The organism is Rhodococcus sp. 06-462-5, from assembly GCF_002258315.1.
Lineage (GTDB): Bacteria > Actinomycetota > Actinomycetes > Mycobacteriales > Mycobacteriaceae > Rhodococcoides.
This window is the reverse complement of record NZ_NOYD01000014.1, coordinates 219532-242323: the sequence shown is the minus strand read 5'-3', so window position 1 is coordinate 242323 and position 22792 is coordinate 219532. Positions and strand designations below refer to the sequence as shown.

Genomic DNA, 22792 nt, shown 5'->3' with positions numbered 1-22792 from the left:
TCGAGAACTTGCTCACCCCACCTCAGCCGCGCATACCGTCGGCCAACTCGAAGACTCGGCCCGCGTAGCTCACCACGAATGCATCGAGGGCCTGTTGCGACAGTTCGGGGCATCCGGCTCTGCGGAAGAAGTGCTCCAGATCCACCAGTCGATCCCCCATACCGACGCGTTGTCGATCCAGGGCCTCGAGCTCGACGACCAATGCCTTCAGTTCCTCGACCTTGCGCAGCACGTCGTCCATCGGATCACCGTCCACTTCACTGGGCCTTCCAAATGTGGGCGGCGGAGCCGGGCTTCCCTCCCAACTCCGCCGAGCCCGACTCTACTCTTAATCGAACACATGTGCGAACTATTGCGGATGGGCCCGTGGTTTGTACCACTCATCCTGTGCACAATCCAAGAATGTGACCTACAGTCTGTGACATGCTCCAGAAAAGGGGTTCGAACGGGGTTCGACCGCCGGGTTCGACCGATCCAATTCAGTTGGCGCTCTTAGCAATCCTCACGATTGCCGTGATCGCTCTCGCCGTTGTCGCGATCCAACAGGGCCGCCTCTGATCACGCGCCTCAGCGCTCAGCATCGACTCCACGAAACGGCATTCCGCGTTGGGCGCACGCTTTGCGAACGCTCAGGTCCGCACTTCGGGCACCATCGTCACGTGCGCACCCGGATCCGCAGCGAGTACCGCGGCCCGAATCGCGCGCAGATACGCGACATAGGTCGGGTGCCCCCGCAGTTGTCGCGGGCCGATGGGCACGAACGTACCCGATGCCGGGTTGCGAACGAACTGCTCGATCTGCGACCGCGCTTGTGCGCCATCGAAATCGGCGTCGACGGTGACGATGAACCGCATCACCGTGTCGCGTTTTCTCCCCAATCCGAGACGGTGCACTCCGAACCAGAGGCGGGTGCCGTCCGGTCCCAGATACTCGATGCCCCATCGACCGAAACTACGTTCGGCGGTGTCGACGACCGTTCGGGCGAGATGCTGAACGGCCATCGTCGACGAGATTTCGATGCACGCGTCTTGACGACGTGTGGTCATCCCCTGCCAGCTTTCTACAGTTCCACCGAATACCTCCCCGACATTCGGTGCATATCGGGCGAATCTAGCAGCTCATCCCACATCCGGCACGACGACTGTCACGTCTTCCGAACTCCAACCGCTGCGGCAACCTCGGCTGCCATCTCGGCAGCCGTTCTCGCGGTGGGGTGCACGCCGTCGAAGGTGGCTCCGGGTCGATCGAGCAGTGGCGCGAATTCTGCGACGGGTATGCCGCGCTCGGCGGCCAGTGCTCGAATTTCGTCGTTGAGGTCGTCGGCGCTGACCTTCCGCGACGACGGAACCGTGGCGATCACCACCGTGTCGACGTCGCGTGCCCGGTCCAGGATCGTGCGTAGGTTCTCGATGATCCGGGGCAGCGGTACCGATCGGGCGAGGTCGTTGGTGCCGCCGTTGACGACGAGGATGTCGGGGTTCGCTGCCAGTGCTTCGTCGGTTCGGGCGAGGATCTGCGTCGTCGTTGCGCCGTTGATTCCCAAGTTGGCACCGTCGGCCGCAGAAGCATCGTCTCCGCACACGAGGTACGAGTACCACGACGTGTTGCCGTGAATTCCCCAGTCGACGCGTGAATTGCCTTGCGCCATCGAGTCTCCCAGCGTCACCAACCGGGGACCGGTGTCGTTGACGCTCCACCCGAAGCAGTGCGCGTTATGGATCGTCAGCGCCGGCTTCTTCAGTGGTCCTGCCACCAGTGCGGCGGCGAGCGCCAACCCGAGTGCCCCGGCGATCCACAGTCGAGTTCTTCGCACGCCGGGGATTCTGCCCTACGGGTGACACGGGGAATCAGTTGCAGTCGGGGAAGTCCACTTCGGTCGGTGCCGGGGCCGATTGCGGCTGAACCGGTGCTTGCGCCTCTCCGGCGACGGTCGGTTCGACGAGGTTGTACTCGATGGTCGTGGTCTGTCCCGGCTCGATGACGACGGGCACGTAGAACACCGGATGGCCCCGCTCGGCAGCAGTCAGCAGAAACAGGGGAGTTCCGTCGATGGTGGCGTTCGTCAAGGTCGCGCCCTGAGTTGCGTACAGCGCCACCACCGATCGGTTGGTTCCCGGGGGTCCGTCGTATCGGGTGGAGTCGTTCTGCCTGCCGGCGATGTAGGTGGTGTAGTCCTGCAGCGGAGCATTGTTGGTGATCTCGGCGACGACGCGGGTGGTTCGCGTCGGGCCGTCGCAGGACTGTGCGGAGTAGGTGACCTTGCGCTGCAGGTAGTAGTCGAGCTTGCCTCCTGCACCGTTGTTCACCACCACCGCGGCGTACGGTTCTGGGCTGTCGGGCACTTCGTGGCCGATCTTGGTCGGACCCAGGATCGCTTGCAGCGCCGGGTCCGCACTCCATACGGAGATGTGGCCTTCACTGGCGGCCTTGCCGAGTGCTTCGAGCAGCGCACTGGGAGATCCGATGTTGCCCTGCATCTTCGCGACCACCCGGGCGGCGATGTCCTGGAGGTAGGCCTTGCGCGCGGTGTTGTCGTCCTCGAAACGGAAGTACGCGTCGGACTGGGTGATCCGGACGACGTTCGATCCGTCGATCACCTCACCGTCAGCCATCGTGATGGGGCCGACGACATCGAGGATGTAGCCGAGGGCAACGGGATCGGTGGCCAGAGCGCCGTCGACACGTTCACCGGTTTCCTGCTCCCACATCGACTGCCAGATCCGTCCGGCGTACGGGAAGTGCGGGCTGACGTTGCTGTTCTGCCAATTCCGAGTGGGCTGGAAACGACCCTCGTAGGTGTCGAAGAAGTCCGGACCGAGATCGATGGGGTCGTACGGAATTCGGAGCTCGGCGTTGCTGGCCAGCGAGTCGACCGCTACCTTGCCGTCGACGGCACGCACGATGCCGAATCCGCCTGTCAATCCACCTGTTCCGCGAGATTCCGAGAGAGTCTGGAAGGCCATGAAGTAATTGCGTGGGCCGTCGGCACCGAGCATCGCGGGGAGCACCTCGGCGGCGATGTCGGTGTTGGTCAACAGGGTCGTGAGCTCGTGCGTCTGATCCTGCAGCTGAGTTCGAGCGTCGCCGACCCGAGCGAGGAAGGTCGGTTCTTCGATCGCCTGGGATTGTGCGTCGAGTACGTTCGCTGCGGCGGCGGCCTGTGACAGCGCGGGCGAGGCGGTGCGCAGGGCGACGATGTCGATGGCACCGTCGGGCCCGCGCAGCCGACTCGGATCGAGTGTGGCCCCCACCTCGACCGACGGCGTCAGCACGTCCGCGCTCAGTCCGTTGACGACATCGGCAATCTGCGAGACGACGTCCAGCGGTTGGCCCACGTACGGAATCGCCGCGGCAGCCTTCCAGATCAGCGAATCGGTAGCGTCCTTTGCCTGGGTCGACGTACGCACCGCGTCGTCCACAGAAGTCTCGGCCTGCTGCGCATCCCCCTCCAGCAGTGCAGTTTTCGCTGCCTGGGCGTGGTCGCGAGCCTGACCGAGGTAGGTGTACGCGGCATCGGCGGTGTACGCGAGCCACGCGCCGAGGCCCAGTGCAACGCCAACCAGCAGACCGAAGCCCAGCAGTATGCGTCCACCGTTCTTCTTCTCGGCTCGTCGATGCCTGGTCGAACGGCGAGAGCTGCGGCGTTCACCGTGTGAGTAGTCGTTGTCGTAGCTCATGGCTGAGTGCGCGCCCCTTTCGCTTCCGGCTGAGACTACAAACGACGTCCCCTCACCGCGACACGACTTTCGGGCGGGCTGCGCCGGTCTCGTACCGGCGCAGCCGTCGAACTCAGGACCCGAGGATTGCGCTCACCGCGGTGGCGCCGCTCTCGGCGCTTCCGCTGCTGACCAGCTGAATGATGACCTCGGCGATGATCTTGGCGATGAATACGTCCATAGCTACTCCTGTTGTGAAGTACCCCCGACGGGATACAGACGGACCTACGTGCGCTGCAGCCGTTTGTGACCGGCCACAGCGAGTCGGAAGGTAGCAGCTGGATCTGTCCAAACGGTGGCGCTGTGGGCGCAGCCACATTCCCGTGCTCGTTTGTACAAATTTGCAAATTTGTCCACCGAGGTGACAAATCCGGTGTATTGTCCAATCCATAGTGATCGGCCTTACACAAGGAGTGACGATGACCGCATCGAATGTCGACAACCATGCGCAGGCACCGGTTGCCGAATGGCACGACCGAAAGCGCTACCTCTGGCTGATGGGGTTGATTCCGCCCACGGCGGTGTTCCTGGCCACCGGCCTGGTCTGGGCTTTCAATCAGCTCGGCTGGAACGCAGTGGCTCCGGTCTGGTGGTGGATCGGCGCGCTGCTCGTCTACGGACTGCTCCCGATCCTGGACCGGTTCTTCGGCCCGGACGGCGACAACCCACCCGACGAGGTGATGAAGGCGCTCGAGGAAGACAAGTACTACCGCTACTGCACGTACGCGTACATTCCGTTCCAGCTCGCGAGCTTGGTGTTCGCCTGCTACCTCTGGTCGGCCGACAACCTGTCGTGGCTCGGGATCGACGGAGGGCTGGGGCTGATCTCGAAGATCGGTCTGGCCATCAGCATCGGCGTGATGGGCGGCGTCGGCATCAACACCGCGCACGAGCTCGGTCACAAGAAGGACAGCCTCGAGCGCTGGCTGTCGAAAATCACACTGGCACAGACGTTCTACGGCCACTTCTACATCGAGCACAATCGCGGCCACCATGTTCGCGTCGCCACACCCGAGGATCCGGCGAGCTCGAAGTTCGGCGAGAGCTTCTGGGCCTTTCTCCCTCGCAGTGTCTGGGGCAGCCTGAAGTCGTCGTGGGAGCTCGAGAAGACTCGCATGGAGCGATTGGGCAAGAGCACGTGGAGCATTCAGAACGACGTACTCAACGCGTGGCTGATGTCCGTCGTTCTCTACGCGGTGCTCGTCGCGGTGTTCGGTCCGATCGTGCTGCCGTTCCTGGTGATTCAGGCCATCTACGGCTTCTCGCTGCTCGAGACGGTCAACTACCTCGAGCATTACGGCCTGCAGCGTCAGAAGAAGGAGAACGGCCGCTACGAGCGGTGCACCCCCGAGCACAGCTGGAACTCCGATCACATCGTGACCAACATCTTCCTGTATCACCTTCAGCGACACAGTGATCACCATGCCAACCCCACTCGCCGCTACCAGACTCTGCGCAGCATGGACGGGGCACCGAACCTGCCGAGCGGATACGCGAGCATGATCTCGCTGGCGTACTTCCCGCCCGTGTGGCGCAAGGTGATGGACCACCGCGTTCTCGACCACTACGACGGCGACATCACGAAGGTCAACATTCAGCCGTCCAAGCGGGAGAAGATCCTCACCCAGCACGGAGCCAAGTGATGGCCGCCTTCGAGTGCCCGGTGTGCGAGTTCGTCTACGACGAGACCAACGGCGCTCCGCGCGAGGGCTTTCCGGCCGGCACAGCGTGGTCCGAGGTACCCGACGACTGGCCGTGCCCCGATTGCGGTGTCCGCGAAAAAATCGACTTCAGGAGTAAGGCATGAAGCTCTACCGCTGCGTTCAGTGTGGATTCGAATACGACGAGGAACTGGGCTGGCCCGAAGACGGGATCGAGCCCGGCACGCGCTGGGACGACATCCCCGACGACTGGTCGTGCCCCGATTGTGGCGCTGCCAAGGCGGATTTCGAGATGGTCGAGGTCGAGCGCGGGTGAGTACGTCCGCTCCGCACGCGATCGCGATCATCGGTTCGGGTGCAACCGGGTACACCGCGGCCAAAGTTCTACGCGCCGAGGGTTTCACCGGGTCCATCACGATGATCGGCAGTGAACACGCTGCGCCGTACCGCCGCCCGACGGTGTCCAAGGAGTTGCTGACCGGAACCAAGTCGATCGAGCAAGTGCAGCTCGGCTCGGCCATCGACGGCGTCGACGTACGCTCGGGTGTCACGGCTGTCGACGTCGCCGATTCGACTGTGCTGCTCGACGACGGCGACCCGGTTCCGTACGACGCGCTGCTTTTGGCAACCGGCTCTCGGGCACGGCAACTCGATCTCCCGGGCCACGTGTTCACCCTCCGCGGTGCCGCCGATGTCGAGCCGTTGCACGCCGACATTATGCGAACCCGATCACTCCTGGTGATCGGCGGCGGCCTGATCGGATGCGAGGCCGCCGCGGCTGCGCGGTCCCTCGGAGCCGAGGTCACCGTCCTCGAGGCAGCAGCGGCACCTCTCAACCGGATCGCTCCGGCCGCGGTCTCGCAGATGTACGTCGACCTGCACGCAGACAACGGGATCGCGTTCCACACCGACGTCGCCATCACCGACCTCACCGAGCAAGGCGACGGAACATCTCTCGTGACCGCCGCGGACGGTCGTTCGTGGTCCGCCGGCACGGTGCTGGTCTCCGTCGGCTCGGTGCCCAACGTCGAACTCGGCGCAGGCATGGGCCTCGAGATCGGATCTGGGATTCTGGTCGACGCGGGGATGCGTACCTCGACACCGAACGTCTACGCGGCGGGCGACGTGGCAGAGGTACCCAATCGACTCCTCGGCGGCACGTATCGCAGCGAACACTGGAACGGCGCACTGGATCAGGCCGCCCGGGCTGCCCGCTCGATGATGGGTGTGGAACCCGGCGATCTCGATGTCCCGTGGGGCTGGTCCACCCAACACGGCGTCAACCTTCAGTTCACGGGTTGGACCGACGCACAGGACGAGTACGTCGTTGCCCGTGGCAGCATCGCCGACCGCCACTTCACCGCATGTGCGCTGCGTGACGGCCGCCTCGTCGGGGCCATCGGCGTCGGGTTCCCGAAGGACATCAGGCAGATCAGATCCTTCATCGCCAGCGGAGATCCCATCGATCGGGATCTCCTCGGAGAAGATTGGCTGGACGAGCCCCATGCGGTCGTTCGATAGAGTCGTGTTCATGCCCGCAGCCGAACAGACGTCGACCCCCGGTCGATACCGTGAAGCCGCGTCCACCCTTGCCCGCGATACCGCACTCGATGCGCTGCGCGAGTTGTTGAACGAGCGCAACTGGCGCAACGTCACGATGAGCCACATCGCCAAGGCAGCAGGGCTGAGCAGACAGAGCCTGTACAACGAGTTCGGTTCACGACGCGGCGTCGCGCAGGGTTACGCCATCAGATTGACGGACCTCTTCGTCGCGATGTGTGAAACGGCGCTGTATCAACACGAGAACGACGCATCGGCCGCACTGCGGCAGGGCTTCTCGTCGTTCTTCCAGCTGAGCGCGCTCGATCCCCTCGTGCGATCACTGCACGGGGGCGACGCACCCGAGGACCTGCTCCGGCTGATCACCACCGACAGCGCCGTACTCATCGAGCGCGCGGGAGACCGTCTGGCCGAGACGTTCCAACGCGGCTGGGTGGGCGCGAGCCCGCGTCAGGCAGACGTCATCAGCAGGGCAATCGTGCGCCTGGCATTGAGCTACATCCCCGAGCCGCCACCCGATATCGCCTCCGCAGCAGATGATTTCGCACTACTGCTGACTCCGTACGTCGATTCCATCACCGCCGACCGCTGACCCTAGGGTTCTCCTCTGCCCCACGTCCCACCGCCCCCCTGATCCCGCGCGCGCCCCCCGGATTTCGCAAACGCGCGCGCGTTTGCCAGGTGCGCGCGAAACAGGCCCGGATCGGTGGCAAGACCGCACGCGTCTGACGAATGCGCACGCGTTTGTCGAGGCGCAGCCGACTCAGTCGACGTCGATTCGACTACGCGGCGGCCCGGCGGGCGCGCTTCTTCCACCCTCGCGCAGTGCCACCACAGTCCACCCTGCGCCTACGACGGACAGTGCCAATACAGCTCCAATTGCGATCATGGACCCACAATGGACTGCTTTCGGCAGAAATTGTGCAGTCCAGTGTGCAAGAGTGGCATGCATGGACTCGTACGACGCCACCGCGATCTCGGCCTCGGACCTGGCAGCGCGCATCGACCCATCGACGTTGCGCAACCGATCCGGTGGTCCGCTCTACCTCGAGATCGCCGACGAGTTGCGTCGGCTCATCGAGAACGGTGAGGTGTCGGCCCAGACGCGTCTGCCTGCGGAGCGGGCGCTGTCGATCAGTTTGGACGTCAGTCGGGTGACGGTTGCGTCGGCGTACCGGCATCTGCGCGAGGGTGGGTGGATCAGCGCCCAACGAGGCTCGGGTACCTACGTTTCCCCGACGGGTTCGCTGCCTTCCTGGGGTTCGCTGGCCGGCGATCGGGAGACTGCGAACCTGGAATTCGTCAATGCGTCCCCCTCGGCCTCGCCCCTGTTGTCCGACGCGTACGGCGTTGCGGCAGAGAAGATTCGAGACCGCTTCTCCTTGGGCGGCTATGCTCCGTCCGGTCTGTTCGAGCTCCGCGAAGCCATTGCCGCCTACTACCGAGGGCGCGGAGTACCGACCACTGCCGACAACATTCTCGTCACCTCCGGTGCCACCGACGCCATCCACGCGGTGTTGGCGACGTTCACCGAGCCCGGGGCGCGCGTGTTGGTGGAGCACCCTACGTATCCGGGTGTCGTCGAACTCGTTCATTCACTGGGTGGCCGGTGCATCCCGGTACCGATCGACCCGGACGACACCGACGAATTCGTGACATCGGCGGATCGCGCCGCTCGACAGAGCGCTCCCACGCTGGCCTACTTCATGCCTGACTTCTCCAATCCGTCGGGTGCGCGACTCCCCCTCCGCACTCGCCGCCAGCTTTCCGCCACCATGCACCGCCACGCCGTACTGACCATCGTCGACGAAGTAGCGGCGGATCTGTCTCTCGACGGCTCACCGGATATCGAACCGTTCGGAGCCGCAACTCCGGATATCGCGACGGTGACGATCGGATCGACGAGCAAGACGGTGTGGGGAGGTCTGCGAGTCGGCTGGGTTCGAGCCGAAGCAGGTCTGTTGGCGAGAATCGCCGCAACCTATGCGCGACGCCAACTTTCGGTGTCCGTCATCGATCAGCTCGCTGCTACGGAGTTGCTGGGCCGGTACGACGAGGTGCGTCGGGTGCGCGCGGAGGCGTCGAGGGTTGCTCGTGACCACATCGTCGCGTCGATGCGTGATCATCTGCCGGACTGGCATTTTCGGGTACCGGACGGAGGCCTGGCATTGTGGTGTTCCCTACCCGACGGCATCAGATCCAGTGCCCTCGTCGCCGAAGCTCACTCTCACGGCTTGTTGCTGGCACCGGGACTGCGATTCGGAACGGGATACGCCTTCGACGATCATCAGCGCCTACCGTTCACGCGGTCAATTCCCGACATCACCTCGGCTGTAGAGATCCTTGGTCGCCTGAGTTCGGCGGGTACGCCGACACCGACGATCGCGTCGACCAGACCCGCAGCGGTGGTGTGAGCCCCGACGGCTATCGCAAACGCGCGCGCGTTTGCCAGACGCTCGCGAATCGGTCACCTGCTCGCTAGCTGAAACGCGCGCACCTGACGAATGCGCGCGCGTTTGTGACGCCGACACCAACCTCCGATGTCCGACGATCTCAGCGAACCGACTTCTTCTCGTAGATCGCCATCGACCAGACGTACCCCGCCAGAGTGATCACTGCGCACCAGGCAAGTGCCAGTGGCAGATTCGTACCCAGCGGCTCCCCCGCCAACAGTCCGCGCAGGGTTTCGACGAACGGAGTGAAGGGTTGATACTCGCCGAACCATCGCAGTCCCGACGGCATCGTGTCGGTCGGAACGAACCCACTGCCCAAAAAAGGTAACAGCAGCAACAGCATCGGCAGATTGCTCGCGGTTTCCACCGACTTCGACGCCATTCCCATCGCCACCGCGAGCCAACTGATTGAGAACGCGATGAGCACCACGATTGCCATCGCCGAGATCCATTGCAGTAAGCTCGCATTCGGTCGGAAGCCCACAGCGAGTCCCACTGCCAGTACAACCACCACTCCGAGAATGGCCTGCACCGTGTTGCCGAGAACGTGGCCTGCGAGAACCGCTGCCCGCGAGATCGCCATTGTTCGGAACCGAGCAGTGATGCCTTCGGTCATGTCCATCGCGACAGTGGTCGCCGTCCCACCCGCCGTACCGGCGATGGTCATGACGAGGATGCCCGGCATCACGTACGGCAGATACGCAGAACGTCCGGCATCGGGGTCCACGCCGGGCAGCCCTGCGCCGAGGGTTCCTCCGAACACGAAGACGAACAACATCAGGAACACCACCGGTGCGCCGATGACGAACATCGTCAGGCCCGGATATCGGCGGATGTGCAGAAGATTGCGGCGCAGCATGGTGATCGAGTCGCCTACCGTGTACGTCGTCGTTGTGGTCACGATGCCTCCTTGCTGTCGGTCCGCCCGGTCAGTGCCATGAACACGTCGTCGAGGTCGGGGGTATGGATACTCAGGTCGTCGGCCTCGACGCCTGCCGAACCCAGTCGATCCAGCACAGCCTGCAGAGTTCGGACGCTCCCATCGGTGGGTACCGACACCGCCAGACCGTCGGCATCGACGACCGCGCCGCCGAAGGCTCTGGTTGCGTCTTCGAGCGATGCGACATCGGCGAATCGAAGGCGGATGTGACCGCCGGGCATGCGACGTTTCAGCTCGTCCGGGGTGCCGTCGGCGACGATCCGGCCGTCGTTCAGCACGGCTATTCTGTCGGCGAGTTCGTCTGCCTCGTCGAGGTATTGGGTCGTGAGCAGCACCGTGGTGCCGTCGGCCACGAGGGATCGAACGATGTCCCACATGGTGCGTCGGCTCCGTGGGTCGAGACCGGTGGTCGGCTCGTCGAGGAAGATGACGCGTGGCGGTGCAACGAGAGTCATCGCAAGATCGAGCCGGCGCCGCATACCACCCGAGTACGTGGACAACGGCTTTCGCCCGGCCTCGACGAGATCGAACTGCTCGAGCAACTCCGCCACCCGCGGCTTGGATCGCGAGCCGAGATGACGCAGCCTGGCCATCAACATCAGGTTCTCCTCGCCGGTCAGGAGGTTGTCCACCGCCGAGAACTGACCGGTGAGACCGATTGCTGCCCGAACTCCGTCGGGATCGCCGACGACGTCGCAGCCTGCGACTGTCGCCGAACCACTCTCCGGCCGAACGAGAGTGGACAGAATATGGACCGTCGTGGTCTTGCCTGCCCCGTTGGATCCGAGCAGGGCGGTGACGGTGCCGGTGTCGACGGTGAGGTCGACACCGTCGAGTACACGCTTGTCACCATAGGACTTTCGCAGACCACGGGCGTGAATTGCGGGTGTTTGCATGTCCGGACCTTCGCTTTCAGCTGTGCTGCGTATGTCGGATGGCGATGTCTCCGTACCGCGTTCGAGCGCGAATCGTCACGCTCTCTTCTGTCTCATCGGGCGCGCCTTCGGGAGTGAGTTCGTTGCGAACGTGTCCGTCCTTCGACGACAGATCGAGCCACGCGGGCACGCCGCGCCGCACACCGACGGTGACCTGGCCGTATCCGCTTTCCACTTCGATTGCACCACTGGTCACTTCGTGAAGAGTGATGCTGCCGTACGCAGTTTTCGCGCTTACTCCGCCGAGTGACTTCTCGACATCGAGATCGCCGTAGGAGAGCTTGGCGTCGAGATCGCTGCCCGACTCCCGCACCATGATCGAGCCGTGCGACGCCTTGACCGCCGCATCACCGACGACGGTGCCGAGTCGAATTTGGCCGTGGTCGGCAGTGATGTCGATACTGCCCAGCGCGGTCCCGACGGTCGCGTTACCGTGCCCGGCCCGAACCCACAAGTCCTCTGCTGTTTCCACTTCCACCGGTCCCATCGAACTCTTGATCCGCACGGCGCCGAGATCGCCCACGGTGCGCAGGCTGCCGGCCGCAACTTCTGCAGTGAGGCGAGATCCCTGCGGCAGTTCGACTTTCACCTCGACGGACTCGGTCGGTCCGAAGAAGCTGATGCGCGCCTTGGGGCCGATGACGGTGAGGCGTTCGCCGTCGAAGTCGACCTTGGTATTCTCGGCCCCCTTACGATCGACGGCTTTGGACGGGTTGGTGGGTGTGACGGTCACGACGGTGTCGGCGCGTTCTGACGCAACGACGTCGATGCTGCCGACCTGCAGATCGATGGCCAGGTCGATCGGAGTCGGTGTAGCGAATTCGGGCATGGCGATGCCTCCTGTGGGCATGGTTGTGACACTCTGCTGGGCGCAGAGCTACTGAAAAGCTTTGATAGACCGGACGATCAGCGCGCCCAGCTGGCGAAGTTGTCGCCGGTACGAACCGTTCGTTGCGCAGCACGACGCTGCTTGGGTTGAAGTGCAGCGGCGACGGCTCGCACCAACCAGGTGTTCACCGACATACCGTCCGCCGCCGCGGCCTCGTCCACACGTGATTTGAGCGCGTCCGGCAGCCGAAGAGTGGTGCGAGATGTGCTCGTGTCGTCGAGTTCGATGCTGGGAGGGGTTTGTTCGTCATCTTCCGGTTCCGAGACAGGTGCCGCCACGACGAATTCGATCTCACGTCCGCGGAGCCTGATGTCCACGGAACCAGGGGCAAGGTCGCGGTTGATGTCTCCTACCGCGGCCGACAGCACGTCGAGCATCACCAGACGCGTCGCCGCATCCATCCCGTCGACGAGTCGTTCAGCGGCGGCACGAGTGTTCTCGTCTCCGGTTGCTGCCGCCTCGACCAACCGACGTTGGAGGTCGTTGACGTACTGCCCAAGTTCCATGGTTCAACAATGACACCACAGTGGTGTCACGTCAAGGCCCAGTGGTGTCACGATGGTCGACGACGTGCGTCATCGCCCGTCGATGGTGCGCTCAATGTCCACTATTTGCGTCGAGAGCCCGATTTTCCGTCGTCGTCGTCGAATAGTGGACAGTCAGCGCACCTGGCAGACAGTAATCAGGCCTCGGCTTCCACGATTCGCTTGATTGCCGCCAGGGTCTGCGGGATGCCGTCGAGCGCTGCCTGGCTACGTGTGTCGATTTCCTTCTGCGCGTCGTCGCCGAATTTGCGGTGGAAGTGGGCGATGCCACCGGGCAGGAAGTTCCAGTTCTCGGTCAGGCGTGTCCCACCGTCCACCTGCTCGAGGGTGTAGCCCCAGCGGACGAAGTTGTCGCCCACCACCCACGCGAATTCACGGCCGGGTTCTGCTGCGGCCACTGTCGACACGGTCTCCCACGTGCGGCCCGGCACCACGTTGCGTCCTGTGAAGGTCGATCCGACGCCACCGCCGTCGGCCTCGTTCCACCAGCACTCCTGGCAGATCGGGCTCCACTCGCCCGTTCGGGTGATGTCGGAGACGACGGCGTACACGTCGTCGACCGACGCAGCGACGACAATTGATTCGGAGAACTCGAGTGCAGTCATTTCACCATTGTCCCTCCACGTACAACGAAGCTGTGGGCAGAGTCGCTGCCTACAGCAGAAGTACTGGTGCGCAAACGAATTCGGACGCAGACTCGACTCATGAGCGAATCGCCTCGAATGTTCCCGCCCGAACTCCGCAACCAACTTCTCCGCCATCGGGTTCTCGTGCTCGACGGTGCCCTCGACGACGACAACGGCACCGTCCTCACCACTCATCTGCTGACGTTGGCGGCCGAGAATCCCTCCGCCGACATCGCTCTGTGGATTCACTCACCGGGAGGGTCGGTTCCTGCGATGCTGGCCATCCGGGACGTGATGCACCTCGTACCCTGCGATGTCTCGACGCTCGCGCTCGGATTGGCCTGCAGCGCTGGTCAATTCCTCTTGTCCTCGGGTACGCGCGGCAAGCGGTACGCCCTGCCGCACTCACGGATTCTGATGCATCAGGGCTCCGCCGGCATCGGAGGGTCGGCCGTCGAAGTGGAGGTACAGGCCAACGATCTGCGGCATACCCGAGATACGGTGCTCGGCCTCATCGCCGACGACACGGGGCAGACGCGCGAGCAAATCTTCGACGACTCTCTGCACGATCGCTGGTTCACCGCGGAGGCTGCCCGTGAGTACGGGTTCGTCGACGCAATCGTCGACTCGTTCGATCAGGTCATGCCTGCGCGACGGGTGTCCTTCGGAATGGAGATGGCCCGATGAGCACGTACACGATTCCCAATGTGATCACGCGAGATTCCCGCGGCGAACGCGTCGTCGACGTCTATTCGCACCTGCTCAGTGAGCGCATTGTTTATCTCGGCACCGGCATAGACGCCGGTGTGGCGAATGCAATGATCGCGCAGTTGCTGCACTTGGAGGCCGACTCGCCAGACCAGGAGATTTCGATGTACATCAACTGCGAGGGCGGTGACACTGCTGCCATGCTCGCCGTCTACGACACGATGCAGTTCATCGGATCACCCGTTGCCACAACCTGTGTGGGGCAGGCCGTTGCAGCAGGTGCGGTGCTGCTCGCAGCGGGAGCACCGGGCCGACGCTCGGCGCTGACCCACAGCAGGGTGGTGTTGCATCAGCCTGCGGCGCAGGGACGCGGCACCATCCCCGATCTGATTCTGGCTGCCGACGAGGTCGTGCGCGTCCGGGCCGAGATGGAAGCAATTCTCGCGAAGCACACGGGACGCGACGTCGAGAAACTCCGCCACGACACCGACCGCGATCTGGTGTTGACGGCACCGGCTGCCCGTGAGTACGGCGTCGTCGACCAGGTGCTAGAGGGCCGTCAGGCAGCCATCAACGTCGCGTCGCCGCGAGACAGGTCGTGATGCGCCAGGCCTGAAATCTCCGCCATGGATGTGCCGAGCGCACCAACGACGGCCGCAAGAATTTCGCTCGACGGGTCCTTGCGGCCACGTTCGACCTCCGACAAGTACTGGGGCGCAATGCCTGCGCGTGGAGCGGTGTCGGCCAGGGTGTCGCCGCGGGCGTGTCTGCGCTCGCGCAACCGTCTGCCGACCACCTCACGCCACAGCGGTTCCACTGCGCGCGCTGCTCGACGTTCATCAATCTGTATGACCTCGCCCATGACCGGAGCCTAGGCCTCGATTCCACGACGGGTCGGCAATTCTGCTCAGAGCAGAGAGTCTGGTTTCGCGAATGTCTTCGCAAAGCGCTTCTGCCAGGGCGTCTCCAAGGCTCGATGCGAGTACTGTCGCCGGACGTAGTCGATGGCCGCGTCGCCGAGCACACCGTCGAGCGCGACGAGACATGCCAGTGCCGTGCCAGTGCGTCCGACACCACCGGTACACGCAATCTCCACTCTCTCGGTTACTGAGCGGCGCAATGCTTCTCGCAGTACGACCTCGAGTTCTGTCGAGCTGGGCGGAAGCCAGAAATCAGGCCAACGAACCCATCGACTGTCCCAGTCGAACCCGCCGGGATCCCTACCCTGCAGGTAGACCCCGAAATCTGGTGAAGGTCCGTCAGGCATCGGATCACGCAAGGCGCGTCCACGAACTACGCTGCCCGACGGCAACTGCAGCACGCCCGGGCTTTGTGCGTCCCACATGTACTCGTCCTTCCCCGGGACCGACTCCCCACGCTGTACCCGCTCGTCTTCTGGAAGTACCGATACTGCGGTATCGTTCGCTTCAGCAAACCGAAGCACTCACCGGCCCGCCTCCGTTATGGCGCACATGATGACAATTTCGCACGAGAGGGCAAAGCCCCCGTTGGTCCGGTGAACCCCCACAGGCCCCGCAAGGCGCGGTCCGATGGTTGGGCACTCCAATATTTGGCGCAGTGGCGTCGACGAGTCGAATATCTGGAACATCGCGTCAATCGAAAGCCCAGAGCGTTGTCCGACAACCGGGTGCCGATCTTGGCCGGATTCACGGGTTGTCCCGCTTGCGACGGCCACTTCTTCGGCGACGGGCCTCGCGATCGATTGGAGCGACTCATGCGACGTGATGGGCGTCGTGCCCACCGATTGCGCGTCGCAGTAGCTCGATTGGATCAGCGGTACCGCGACGTGACCGTGGAGATCGATCAGTCCAGAACGATGCCGTGGTGGGAACGCCGAGCACCGTGGGTGTGATTACCGCGGTGGCTTCGTCCACTCGATCGTGTGTCGAAACCCTATGCGATGTCGCATCATCGCACCCGGTAGCCACTTGTCGACCATGTTTTCGATCTCGTCGAAGCTCAGCACGGGGTCCTTCACCGGGAACGGAGGCGGCGGTGCTGTCACCGGACTCGGCCATGGGTGGTGCAGAAATCCGATGAGGGGATTGGTCACGATCGAGACCGAATCCCACAGCAGATCTCGTACGCTTCGCGGTGGTGCAAGCCCGACGATGAGCGCGCGCCCGCCCGGCGCAAGAATTCGTTCAACATGGCGCAACGCGTCGTCCATGTCGAGGCGGTGCAGGACGGCGACCATTGTCACGAGATCGATCGAATCGTCTGCCCAGGAGTCGAGTTGGCGATCCGTGATCGACACGTTGTCCGCAGCGGCAGAAGTTGCCTCTGCGATTCGGCGCATCTCCCCATCGGCGTCGGCCCCGACGACGTACTCGAAATGCGGAGCCAGCGCACGAACCAGACCGCCTCGACCACAACCCATGTCGACTGCAGTGCCGCGCCCCTCCGGCAGATTCGCCAGAATCCAGCTGTGAAAGTAGTCGTTGTGGCTCCAGGGGTGTCGCTCGTTCAGCTCTCGCACCCACTTGGCCCCTCTGCCTCCGATAAGGGACGTTCCCATTCGTCTCAGCACCACGGGGCCCAGTATCCACCAGGCCCGCCCGCAACGGCTTAATGAACCACGTCAACTGGCCAGCTTCACGATCAGGTTTCCACGATGGTCACCTGCCAGGAGTTCGTCCAACGCAGTCATGGTTCGACTCAGGGGACCTTCCAGCACAGTGTGTGGAAAAGTGATCGTGCCCTGCGAGAACGAGGGGATGTAGTGGCCGATCCAAGCCTGGATCTGTTCGGGGTTATGCATGGTCGTGAACGGCCGGATCTGAACTTCCTTGACGATCGCGGTCATGATGTCCAAACGCGGATGTCCGCCGTCACCGCCGCCGATCTGTCCGGCGAGCGCCCCGCACAGCGCGAATCGCGCGCCGAAGGCTGCGTGTCGGACGGCAGTCTCGAACTGCGTGCCGCCGATGGTGTCGAAGAAGACGGTGATGCCCTTCGGTGCGAGTTCACCGAGACGAGCGTCGAGATCCTCGTTCTTGTAGTCGATCGCCGCATCGAAGCCGAGCTGCTCGGTGAGGTAAGCGCATTTGTCCGGACCACCCGCGATACCGATCACCAACGCGGCACCCTGCGCCTTGGCGATCTGCCCTGCGATCGACCCCACTCCACCTGCCGCCCCGCTGACCAGAACCACGTCGCCCGCACCCACTCCTGCGATGTCGACCATGCCATGGAAGGACGTCACTCCCTGATTGAGCATGTACTCAGGGCCTGGGAACACTCCGTCTGGAACGGGAAATACCGCGTTCGACGCTATCGCGGTCAGGTCCCTCCACCCCTGGTTGTGCTGCACGACGGTTCCGAGCGCAATCTCCGATCGAGATTCCACTACCCGCCCGACCGCCGGCCCGTACAGAGGCGCACCGACCTCGAAGGCCGACAGCGGGAGACCCGGGTTCTCGAACATCAGGTCGGCATGCACAGCAACGATCTGTAGAAAAATGTTCTCTACGAGCACTTCTCCATCCCCGATAGGTCGCTGATCCACGACTCGAACCTCCAGCAGCTCGGACGGCTGCTGACCGACATCCGTGCGGTGCGAGCGCAGAACCACCGCTGTGGTTTCGGTCGAATTCATCTCTGTTCCTCTCGACGGCGTGCGAGACCCGGTCTTCCAGGTGCGATGCCGACGGTAGGAACAGATGCGGACAGCTTCGGTCCTCTTGACCGATGGCCCGAATCACGTTGACGCCAACCACGCGTCCAAGGCCTGTTGGACGAGGGATGGGGCCTCGAGCGGACTCAGGTGCCCCACACCCGGAAGAAAGATCACTTGCGATCGCCCCGGCAACAACTGCCGCTGTCGATATGCCTGTTCGACGGGAATCGAGGGGTCCTGCTGGCCCCATCCGATGGAGGTGTCGCAGCGGACTCGGGGAAGTGCGTCGACGATCGGTCGCGTGTCCTCGGGCCGCAGTTCGGCGATCTGTCGGTAGAAGGCAGGCTGACCGTCGTCGGACATCCAGGGTTCGGCCAACATCGCCACGATGTCTCGGTCCGGCCGCTGATGTGACGCTCCTGCAATGTATTCGGACACCAGTGCTGCGTGCAGGGAAGCCGGCAATGCGGCGAAAACGTCGCTGTGGTCCGCAACGAGCCGGAAGAATGGAGATCCCCACGGGTCCAGGGTCACCACGTCCCACAAGAACAAACTGCCGTAGTCGCATCCCTGTATCAGGTGGGCTCCCAGGGCGACTGCGCCGCCGATATCGTGCGCGACGACGAAGGGCCGCTCCAACTTCCAGTGGTCGAGCAACATCGCGAGCCGTGACATCTGTGTGGCCAGGTCGGTCCGCACCTGAGGTCCCTGCGCGGAGCGGCCGTATCCGGGCATGTCCCACAGGTAGACCCGATGCCCAACGCCGAGGTGGCGAGCGGCCTGCGCCCACACCTGCGCCGACCAGGGAGTTCCATGGCAGAACACGACGTCAGCGGATGGTGCGTCAACCTCGGGGGTCAGCTCGTAGGTCGCTACTCGATCGCCGCCCACGGACACGAAGACGGGCTCCGGTAGATGGAATCTGTCGGTCGTCATGGCGAGGACCTTAGAACTTCAGGTCGACCTGAAGTCAACGTGAGAGCATCGGCGGGTGAAGATCGGAGAGGTTGCGCAGGAGCTCGGGGTTCCGACCCATGTGTTGAGACATTGGGACGACGCCGGTGTTGTTGTGCCCGAACGCCTACCGTCGGGCCACCGCGATTACAGCGAGGAGCATGTACGACGACTGCGGGTGCTGCGAGCCTGTCAAGGAGTCGGAATCAGCTTGGCCGATATTCGCCTGATACTTCATCGAGACGAGCCCGAACGGACGTCGGTGATCGAAGAACATCTGGCTCGAATACGACGGCAACAAGCCGAACTCGACCATGCCGAGCGCTTTCTCGCGCACGTCGTCTCGTGCACGCATGGTCTGCTCACCCGATGCGCGCAGTGCAGCGAGTACTCCACTACGCAGCTTCGGTCACCACTGGACGCCGGCGCGCCGATCGATTCCGAGTAATCGGTACACGACACGGTGACGGAGGCCGAGGTATCCACGCGCAGAGGACCTTCGGTAGAACCTCTCTCAGGCGCGGACGAGTGCAGCGAGTTCACGAAGATACGCGCCCGGCGTAATTCCTGCGACGCCTCGGAAGTCGTTGATCAGATGGGCTTGATCGACATATCCGAGATCCGCGGCAATGTGGGCAGCGTCGGCATCGGGAAGCGAGAGTTGCTGCAACACTTCCTGTAGTCGAACCCGCCGGGCGACTGCTTTGGGGCCCATCCCGAGTGTCGATCGCAGTGCCCTCTGCACGGCACGTTCACTGACCCCGAGCCTTCCTGCCACGGATTGCCCGGATTCCCTGCCGGCCCCCTGCACCAATGCGTCGACCGCGGCGTTCGCGAGTCGGTGTTCGGGAGTGGGTGGTCGATTCGCCACCATCTCGGTGATCACCGAATCTGCCCGTCGAGCATGGTCGGCAGCCGAATCCTGCGCGGATACGGCGCCGAGCATGCCGAAGAGGACGTCATCGAGTTCTCTGGTGATCGGTTGCGCTGCGGGAAGTCTCGTGGGATCGAGGTTGGACACCACAGCCAGGCCGGCTGGACGCAGTCTGACGCCGAACACGAAGCCTCGACCTTCGATCGTCCGGGACCACGCCCTGCGCTGAACATTTGTGAGCATGAACGGCGCAGGCACTGCACCGGTCTCCACACTGACCGTGACTGCCGGAAACTCGAGGACTCGCTGCTCGATGGTTTCGTCCGCGGACAATTCCCATCGCACACTCCAGTACGCGTCGACTACATCTCGAACCTCTGCAGCCGGTTCGTGCCAGGTGGCGTCGAAGCGACGAAGAAGCGAGGGAGCCATGACGCCGGATCGTTCGAGAACGTCGATGGGCTTCGACACGCCCGTCTTTCTTCCATGTCGCAATTCTGCAATACAACCGACCTTCAGTCTCGAGACGATCACGTCATGACCACCAGATCTTGGACCGTCGTCGACCGGGCGACTCAACCGGGCCGAAGGACAGTGTCGTGAACTGGCTGTATGTAGCCGTGGCGGCGGTTGTGTACTACGCCCTCGGCGCGCTCTGGTTCGGTCCCCTGTTCGGGCGTGCGTGGGATCGTTCGATCGGGCATGATCGGGCGCAGACGGGCGGCCGATTCCCGTTGTCCTACTACGTAGTTCCGCTCTGCTGCTCGGTGGCGACGACCATCGTGATCTCTCTCGTTCTCGACGCTATCGACGCGGACGCCGTGACATCGGGCGTACTCGTCGGCCTCGGAGTCGGATTGGCCTCCGCTGCAGCATCATTGACCAACGCGCTGACGCCCCACACTCCGCAACCATTCGTCTTCGGAGCTGTCACCGCAAGCTATCACCTCACGGGAGCAACAGTAGCGGGCGCGATCCTCGGAGTCGTTCCGTGACGTTCGGTCAGTGCAGTACCGAATCGTCGCTGTTCCGTCAGTCAAACAACCTTGCACATGCTCGATTCGTCTGGTGTAGTGACGTCGTGACCGAACCCGGACCGCCCTCGACAGTGCGTCCGTCCACTCGTGCATGGGTGACTCGACACCTGAACTCCGATGAACGCGTCACCGAATCCGAAACGCTAGCCGGCGGTATCACCGCAGAGATGCGGAAGCTGACCATCTGGACCACCGCTGGATTCAGCCGGAACCTTGTGTTGCGCACCTATACAGAACCAGCCAGTGTGCAGCACGCACAGGACTCGTTGGAGCGGGAAAGCGCCGCTTTGACAACGCTTTCGGGGTCAGCCGTACCGGTCCCCGAACTGTTGGCATTCGATTCCACAGCCACTCATTGCGAGTATCCCTCGCTACTGATGACTCATCTGCCGGGTTCGACGGTTCTCTCCGACGCGGGCGTGGACGATCGAGTCCCCCTCCTCGCTCGGCAACTCGTCGAGATTCATGCAGTGGATTCCAGTACTCGGCCCCGTGAGTATCAGGCGATGACGACTCCCGATACCGTCGTGGTCCCTGCACGGGCCGACGCGACTGTGTGGGCCGCCGCGATCGACGTACTTCGCAGGCCTGTACCCACATACGGCGGGCGAGTTCTGCATCGAGACTTCCAACCCGGGAACGTTCTGTTCGACGTGTCGCAGAACGCCACGCCTCGGATCACCGGAGTTGTCGACTGGGCGGGGGCATCATGGGGGCCGACGGATCTCGACGTGGCACATTGTTCGACCAACCTGGCTCTGCTGCACGGGCCGCAGTGGGGACCACGGTTCGCCCTCGCCTACGAAGAAGCCGGCGGCGTACTCTCCGAAAGCACTCTGACGCGGCAGTATTGGCGCGTACGCGACGCACTGGCCTGCTCAGAGGAGGTGCAGTCGTGGGCATCCCCGTGGCGCGATGCGGGCCGAATCGACTTGACGCCGCGACTTGTGGAGGATCGACTGAACGCGTACGTCTCGATGTTGATGGAGTGTGGTCACTGAGTTTCCAGTACTTCCTTCAGTCTCTTCAGGTCTTCGGCCACCATCCCGAGATCGCGCTCGAATTCTTCGTCGCTGAGTTCGATTTGACGCACCGTGAACAAGATTTCCGCGCCGTTCGGGTGGCTCAGCACCCGTACGGGATTGTTCACAACCGTCCCTGACGGCAGCGTCACGTCGTGATCGAGGACGCCGAGATCGTTGCGTGGCACGAAACGTACTGCCACCTGTCCCATCGGCGATTCAGCGAGAAGTCTGTCGCCCTCGATGGTCACGGGACTGTTCGCCAGTCCTGCTGCCCATCTCGGTAGGTTCGCAGGGTTCGCCGCGAACTCGTACACCTGATCCGGTGTACACCCGATGACTTGACTGACATGCCGACTTACCACGACGGATTCTCGATTCATACCAGCGACCCTACGTATGACGGTCCGCGGCGTTCTTCCAGAAATCGGACGGGTGTCAGTGTGGTGAGTGCACGCACCTCGTCACACATGTGCGCCTGACTCGCAAATCCCGCGGCATACGAGAGTGACGCCAGAGCGGGAACGGTGGCGGCGACGTCGACGAGCCGACCGACTCGCAGCACTCGGGCGAGCATCTTCGGTCCGTAGCCGACCTCGTCGACGAACTTCCGATGCAACTGCCGGACAGCGATTCCCAAGCCGTCGGCGAGATCGACGACTTTGATACCCGGCCGCGCCTCGAGTACCCGCACAGCGGCCAGGACCAGCCCGTCCTCGGCAGGCCTCATGGCCCGAACAGTCAGGTCGGCGAGGAGCTTTCGCCGCGCAGGCATCGCAGCGTTCGCATCGTGATCAGCGAGGGAACGGGCAACCTCCATCAACGACGCTCCCAAATCTGCGACATACGGTTGCTGATCGCACAGTTCGCCGATCGGAATCGCACTGACCCGTCGAGCTACGGCAGGAGCGAGACGCACGCCGACCATCTCTACCGGAGCAATCGTGACGGCTCGTCGAGCTGCGGTATCCGGGCCCGCCACCTCCAGTCGTCCGTCGGAGAACCAGATCAGATCCACACATCCGTCGGGAACGATCAACGGCCGGTCCCCCGCGTGCGATCGACGCTGCCAGGTGCACCGAATTCCCTCGACGGGCGCGGGAAACTCGGTGTACGTCCTCTCCTGCGACAGCATGAAGACATTCTCCTCGGTCGGGCCCATCGGAACCAGATCTTTCCGTCGAACCGGAATCTTGAACATGTTCAAACAATGGTCTACGGTCAATTTTGAA

The 22792-nt window shown here is 63.3% G+C and carries 29 protein-coding genes; 11 read left to right on the top strand and 18 right to left on the bottom strand.

Annotated features, from left to right (window positions below; genetic code table 11):
- Positions 1-22: 22 nt before the first annotated feature.
- From CH251_RS10950 to CH251_RS10935, 4 genes are all read right to left on the bottom strand, one after another.
- On the bottom strand, positions 23-241 hold the full coding sequence (locus tag CH251_RS10950; protein ID WP_143537832.1) for a hypothetical protein: 219 nt from the start codon (positions 239-241) through the stop codon (positions 23-25).
- Between the two features lie 388 nt (positions 242-629).
- A complete protein-coding gene (locus CH251_RS10945) occupies positions 630-1046 on the bottom strand; it encodes a hypothetical protein (RefSeq protein WP_094613229.1) in 417 nt (138 codons plus the stop codon).
- 98 nt (positions 1047-1144) lie between these two features.
- Positions 1145-1813: a GDSL-type esterase/lipase family protein gene (locus CH251_RS10940; RefSeq protein ID WP_179273442.1), complete on the bottom strand. Its 669-nt coding sequence runs from the start codon at positions 1811-1813 to the stop codon at positions 1145-1147.
- A 34-nt stretch (positions 1814-1847) separates the two neighbouring features.
- Positions 1848-3677: a DUF4012 domain-containing protein gene (locus tag CH251_RS10935; RefSeq protein WP_094613227.1), complete on the bottom strand. Its 1830-nt coding sequence runs from the start codon at positions 3675-3677 to the stop codon at positions 1848-1850.
- A gap of 458 nt (positions 3678-4135) precedes the next feature.
- Here CH251_RS10935 and CH251_RS10930 point away from each other — a divergent pair, with 458 nt between their 5' ends.
- The 5 genes from CH251_RS10930 to CH251_RS10910 are packed head-to-tail and all read left to right on the top strand — an operon-like array spanning position 4136 to position 7529.
- Entirely contained in the window at positions 4136-5359 is a 1224-nt protein-coding gene (locus tag CH251_RS10930; RefSeq protein ID WP_094613226.1) for an alkane 1-monooxygenase, read from the top strand.
- On the top strand, positions 5359-5523 hold the full coding sequence (locus CH251_RS10925; protein WP_037193905.1) for a rubredoxin: 165 nt from the start codon (positions 5359-5361) through the stop codon (positions 5521-5523). The genes CH251_RS10930 and CH251_RS10925 overlap by 1 nt, the downstream gene beginning before the upstream one ends.
- Positions 5520-5693 carry a rubredoxin gene (locus tag CH251_RS10920; RefSeq protein WP_027495558.1) on the top strand — a complete coding sequence of 58 codons (174 nt, stop codon included), beginning with the start codon at positions 5520-5522 and terminating at the stop codon, positions 5691-5693. The genes CH251_RS10925 and CH251_RS10920 overlap by 4 nt, the downstream gene beginning before the upstream one ends.
- Positions 5690-6898 carry an NAD(P)/FAD-dependent oxidoreductase gene (locus CH251_RS10915; RefSeq protein WP_256978965.1) on the top strand — a complete coding sequence of 403 codons (1209 nt, stop codon included), beginning with the start codon at positions 5690-5692 and terminating at the stop codon, positions 6896-6898. Before CH251_RS10920 ends, CH251_RS10915 begins: the two co-directional genes overlap by 4 nt.
- Positions 6899-6908: 10 nt before the next feature.
- A complete protein-coding gene (locus CH251_RS10910; protein ID WP_094613346.1) occupies positions 6909-7529 on the top strand; it encodes a TetR family transcriptional regulator in 621 nt (206 codons plus the stop codon).
- A 171-nt stretch (positions 7530-7700) separates the two neighbouring features.
- Here the strand turns inward: CH251_RS10910 and CH251_RS27855 are convergent, their stop codons facing one another.
- The gene (locus CH251_RS27855) at positions 7701-7826 is read right to left on the bottom strand and encodes a hypothetical protein (RefSeq protein WP_256978964.1); all 126 of its coding nucleotides are present in this window, start codon (positions 7824-7826) and stop codon (positions 7701-7703) included.
- 61 nt (positions 7827-7887) lie between these two features.
- Between CH251_RS27855 and CH251_RS10905 the strand changes: the two genes are divergently transcribed.
- Positions 7888-9351 (top strand): PLP-dependent aminotransferase family protein, encoded by a 1464-nt coding sequence (locus CH251_RS10905; protein ID WP_094613345.1) that lies wholly within the window; start codon positions 7888-7890, stop codon positions 9349-9351.
- Positions 9352-9490: 139 nt separating this feature from the next.
- Here CH251_RS10905 and CH251_RS10900 read toward each other — a convergent pair whose 3' ends face one another.
- From CH251_RS10900 to CH251_RS10880, 5 genes are all read right to left on the bottom strand, one after another.
- Positions 9491-10249 (bottom strand): ABC transporter permease, encoded by a 759-nt coding sequence (locus CH251_RS10900; RefSeq protein ID WP_094613344.1) that lies wholly within the window; start codon positions 10247-10249, stop codon positions 9491-9493.
- A gap of 38 nt (positions 10250-10287) precedes the next feature.
- Complete coding sequence (locus tag CH251_RS10895; protein ID WP_094613225.1) at positions 10288-11226, bottom strand: ATP-binding cassette domain-containing protein; 939 nt, start codon at positions 11224-11226, stop codon at positions 10288-10290.
- 16 nt (positions 11227-11242) lie between these two features.
- Entirely contained in the window at positions 11243-12094 is an 852-nt protein-coding gene (locus tag CH251_RS10890; RefSeq protein WP_094613224.1) for a DUF4097 family beta strand repeat-containing protein, read from the bottom strand.
- A gap of 77 nt (positions 12095-12171) precedes the next feature.
- A complete protein-coding gene (locus CH251_RS10885) occupies positions 12172-12660 on the bottom strand; it encodes a histidine kinase (protein WP_094613223.1) in 489 nt (162 codons plus the stop codon).
- A gap of 176 nt (positions 12661-12836) precedes the next feature.
- Positions 12837-13304, bottom strand: a complete 468-nt coding sequence (locus CH251_RS10880; protein ID WP_094613222.1) for an SRPBCC family protein — start codon at positions 13302-13304, stop codon at positions 12837-12839.
- Positions 13305-13403: 99 nt separating this feature from the next.
- Between CH251_RS10880 and CH251_RS10875 the strand changes: the two genes are divergently transcribed.
- The gene (locus tag CH251_RS10875; RefSeq protein WP_045196986.1) at positions 13404-14012 is read left to right on the top strand and encodes a ClpP family protease; all 609 of its coding nucleotides are present in this window, start codon (positions 13404-13406) and stop codon (positions 14010-14012) included.
- The gene (locus tag CH251_RS10870; RefSeq protein WP_094613221.1) at positions 14009-14635 is read left to right on the top strand and encodes a ClpP family protease; all 627 of its coding nucleotides are present in this window, start codon (positions 14009-14011) and stop codon (positions 14633-14635) included. Before CH251_RS10875 ends, CH251_RS10870 begins: the two co-directional genes overlap by 4 nt.
- Here the strand turns inward: CH251_RS10870 and CH251_RS10865 are convergent.
- The 5 genes from CH251_RS10865 to CH251_RS10840 form a co-directional block, all read right to left on the bottom strand.
- Positions 14593-14895: a helix-turn-helix transcriptional regulator gene (locus tag CH251_RS10865; RefSeq protein ID WP_256978963.1), complete on the bottom strand. Its 303-nt coding sequence runs from the start codon at positions 14893-14895 to the stop codon at positions 14593-14595. The two genes, CH251_RS10870 and CH251_RS10865, sit on opposite strands and share 43 nt — an antisense overlap.
- A 45-nt stretch (positions 14896-14940) precedes the next feature.
- A complete protein-coding gene (locus CH251_RS27850; RefSeq protein ID WP_256978961.1) occupies positions 14941-15378 on the bottom strand; it encodes a protein-tyrosine phosphatase family protein in 438 nt (145 codons plus the stop codon).
- Between the two features lie 528 nt (positions 15379-15906).
- The gene (locus CH251_RS10850) at positions 15907-16572 is read right to left on the bottom strand and encodes a class I SAM-dependent methyltransferase (protein ID WP_094613218.1); all 666 of its coding nucleotides are present in this window, start codon (positions 16570-16572) and stop codon (positions 15907-15909) included.
- 63 nt (positions 16573-16635) lie between these two features.
- On the bottom strand, positions 16636-17652 hold the full coding sequence (locus CH251_RS10845) for an NADP-dependent oxidoreductase (RefSeq protein ID WP_094613217.1): 1017 nt from the start codon (positions 17650-17652) through the stop codon (positions 16636-16638).
- Positions 17653-17754: 102 nt separating this feature from the next.
- Entirely contained in the window at positions 17755-18609 is an 855-nt protein-coding gene (locus CH251_RS10840) for an alpha/beta fold hydrolase (RefSeq protein WP_094613216.1), read from the bottom strand.
- A gap of 55 nt (positions 18610-18664) precedes the next feature.
- Between CH251_RS10840 and CH251_RS10835 the strand changes: the two genes are divergently transcribed.
- Positions 18665-19075 carry a MerR family transcriptional regulator gene (locus CH251_RS10835; RefSeq protein WP_094613215.1) on the top strand — a complete coding sequence of 137 codons (411 nt, stop codon included), beginning with the start codon at positions 18665-18667 and terminating at the stop codon, positions 19073-19075.
- Positions 19076-19141: 66 nt separating this feature from the next.
- Here the strand turns inward: CH251_RS10835 and CH251_RS10830 are convergent, their stop codons facing one another.
- On the bottom strand, positions 19142-19972 hold the full coding sequence (locus CH251_RS10830; protein WP_256978960.1) for a helix-turn-helix transcriptional regulator: 831 nt from the start codon (positions 19970-19972) through the stop codon (positions 19142-19144).
- A gap of 128 nt (positions 19973-20100) precedes the next feature.
- Between CH251_RS10830 and CH251_RS10825 the strand changes: the two genes are divergently transcribed.
- Together CH251_RS10825 and CH251_RS10820 are read left to right on the top strand one after the other, a co-directional pair.
- Positions 20101-20496, top strand: a complete 396-nt coding sequence (locus CH251_RS10825; protein ID WP_032396149.1) for a DUF1761 domain-containing protein — start codon at positions 20101-20103, stop codon at positions 20494-20496.
- 209 nt (positions 20497-20705) lie between these two features.
- Positions 20706-21539: a phosphotransferase family protein gene (locus CH251_RS10820; RefSeq protein WP_256978977.1), complete on the top strand. Its 834-nt coding sequence runs from the start codon at positions 20706-20708 to the stop codon at positions 21537-21539.
- On the opposite strand, the gene CH251_RS10815 is transcribed toward CH251_RS10820, so the two are convergent.
- Positions 21533-21943, bottom strand: coding sequence for a polyketide cyclase (locus CH251_RS10815; protein ID WP_094613213.1), 411 nt, complete (start codon positions 21941-21943; stop codon positions 21533-21535). The two genes, CH251_RS10820 and CH251_RS10815, sit on opposite strands and share 7 nt — an antisense overlap.
- Positions 21940-22761 (bottom strand): AraC family transcriptional regulator, encoded by an 822-nt coding sequence (locus CH251_RS10810; protein ID WP_094613212.1) that lies wholly within the window; start codon positions 22759-22761, stop codon positions 21940-21942. Before CH251_RS10810 ends, CH251_RS10815 begins: the two co-directional genes overlap by 4 nt.
- Positions 22762-22792 lie beyond the last annotated feature (31 nt).

Excerpts from the sequence above, each read along its gene's own strand:
- CH251_RS10950 (WP_143537832.1), bottom strand. The coding sequence starts at position 241 with ATGGACGACGTGCTGCGCAAGGTCGAGGAACTGAAGGCATTGGTCGTC.
- CH251_RS10945 (WP_094613229.1), bottom strand. The coding sequence starts at position 1,046 with ATGACCACACGTCGTCAAGACGCGTGCATCGAAATCTCGTCGACGATG.
- CH251_RS10935 (WP_094613227.1), bottom strand. The coding sequence starts at position 3,677 with ATGAGCTACGACAACGACTACTCACACGGTGAACGCCGCAGCTCTCGC.
- CH251_RS10930 (WP_094613226.1), top strand. The coding sequence starts at position 4,136 with ATGACCGCATCGAATGTCGACAACCATGCGCAGGCACCGGTTGCCGAA.
- CH251_RS10925 (WP_037193905.1), top strand. The coding sequence starts at position 5,359 with ATGGCCGCCTTCGAGTGCCCGGTGTGCGAGTTCGTCTACGACGAGACC.
- CH251_RS10920 (WP_027495558.1), top strand. The coding sequence starts at position 5,520 with ATGAAGCTCTACCGCTGCGTTCAGTGTGGATTCGAATACGACGAGGAA.
- CH251_RS10910 (WP_094613346.1), top strand. The coding sequence starts at position 6,909 with ATGCCCGCAGCCGAACAGACGTCGACCCCCGGTCGATACCGTGAAGCC.
- CH251_RS27855 (WP_256978964.1), bottom strand. The coding sequence starts at position 7,826 with ATGATCGCAATTGGAGCTGTATTGGCACTGTCCGTCGTAGGCGCAGGG.
- CH251_RS10905 (WP_094613345.1), top strand. The coding sequence starts at position 7,888 with ATGGACTCGTACGACGCCACCGCGATCTCGGCCTCGGACCTGGCAGCG.
- CH251_RS10900 (WP_094613344.1), bottom strand. The coding sequence starts at position 10,249 with ATGCTGCGCCGCAATCTTCTGCACATCCGCCGATATCCGGGCCTGACG.
- CH251_RS10895 (WP_094613225.1), bottom strand. The coding sequence starts at position 11,226 with ATGCAAACACCCGCAATTCACGCCCGTGGTCTGCGAAAGTCCTATGGT.
- CH251_RS10890 (WP_094613224.1), bottom strand. The coding sequence starts at position 12,094 with ATGCCCGAATTCGCTACACCGACTCCGATCGACCTGGCCATCGATCTG.
- CH251_RS10885 (WP_094613223.1), bottom strand. The coding sequence starts at position 12,660 with ATGGAACTTGGGCAGTACGTCAACGACCTCCAACGTCGGTTGGTCGAG.
- CH251_RS10880 (WP_094613222.1), bottom strand. The coding sequence starts at position 13,304 with ATGACTGCACTCGAGTTCTCCGAATCAATTGTCGTCGCTGCGTCGGTC.
- CH251_RS10875 (WP_045196986.1), top strand. The coding sequence starts at position 13,404 with ATGAGCGAATCGCCTCGAATGTTCCCGCCCGAACTCCGCAACCAACTT.
- CH251_RS10870 (WP_094613221.1), top strand. The coding sequence starts at position 14,009 with ATGAGCACGTACACGATTCCCAATGTGATCACGCGAGATTCCCGCGGC.
- CH251_RS10865 (WP_256978963.1), bottom strand. The coding sequence starts at position 14,895 with ATGGGCGAGGTCATACAGATTGATGAACGTCGAGCAGCGCGCGCAGTG.
- CH251_RS27850 (WP_256978961.1), bottom strand. The coding sequence starts at position 15,378 with ATGTGGGACGCACAAAGCCCGGGCGTGCTGCAGTTGCCGTCGGGCAGC.
- CH251_RS10850 (WP_094613218.1), bottom strand. The coding sequence starts at position 16,572 with ATGGGAACGTCCCTTATCGGAGGCAGAGGGGCCAAGTGGGTGCGAGAG.
- CH251_RS10845 (WP_094613217.1), bottom strand. The coding sequence starts at position 17,652 with ATGAATTCGACCGAAACCACAGCGGTGGTTCTGCGCTCGCACCGCACG.
- CH251_RS10840 (WP_094613216.1), bottom strand. The coding sequence starts at position 18,609 with ATGACGACCGACAGATTCCATCTACCGGAGCCCGTCTTCGTGTCCGTG.
- CH251_RS10820 (WP_256978977.1), top strand. The coding sequence starts at position 20,706 with ATGCGGAAGCTGACCATCTGGACCACCGCTGGATTCAGCCGGAACCTT.
- CH251_RS10815 (WP_094613213.1), bottom strand. The coding sequence starts at position 21,943 with ATGAATCGAGAATCCGTCGTGGTAAGTCGGCATGTCAGTCAAGTCATC.
- CH251_RS10810 (WP_094613212.1), bottom strand. The coding sequence starts at position 22,761 with ATGTTCAAGATTCCGGTTCGACGGAAAGATCTGGTTCCGATGGGCCCG.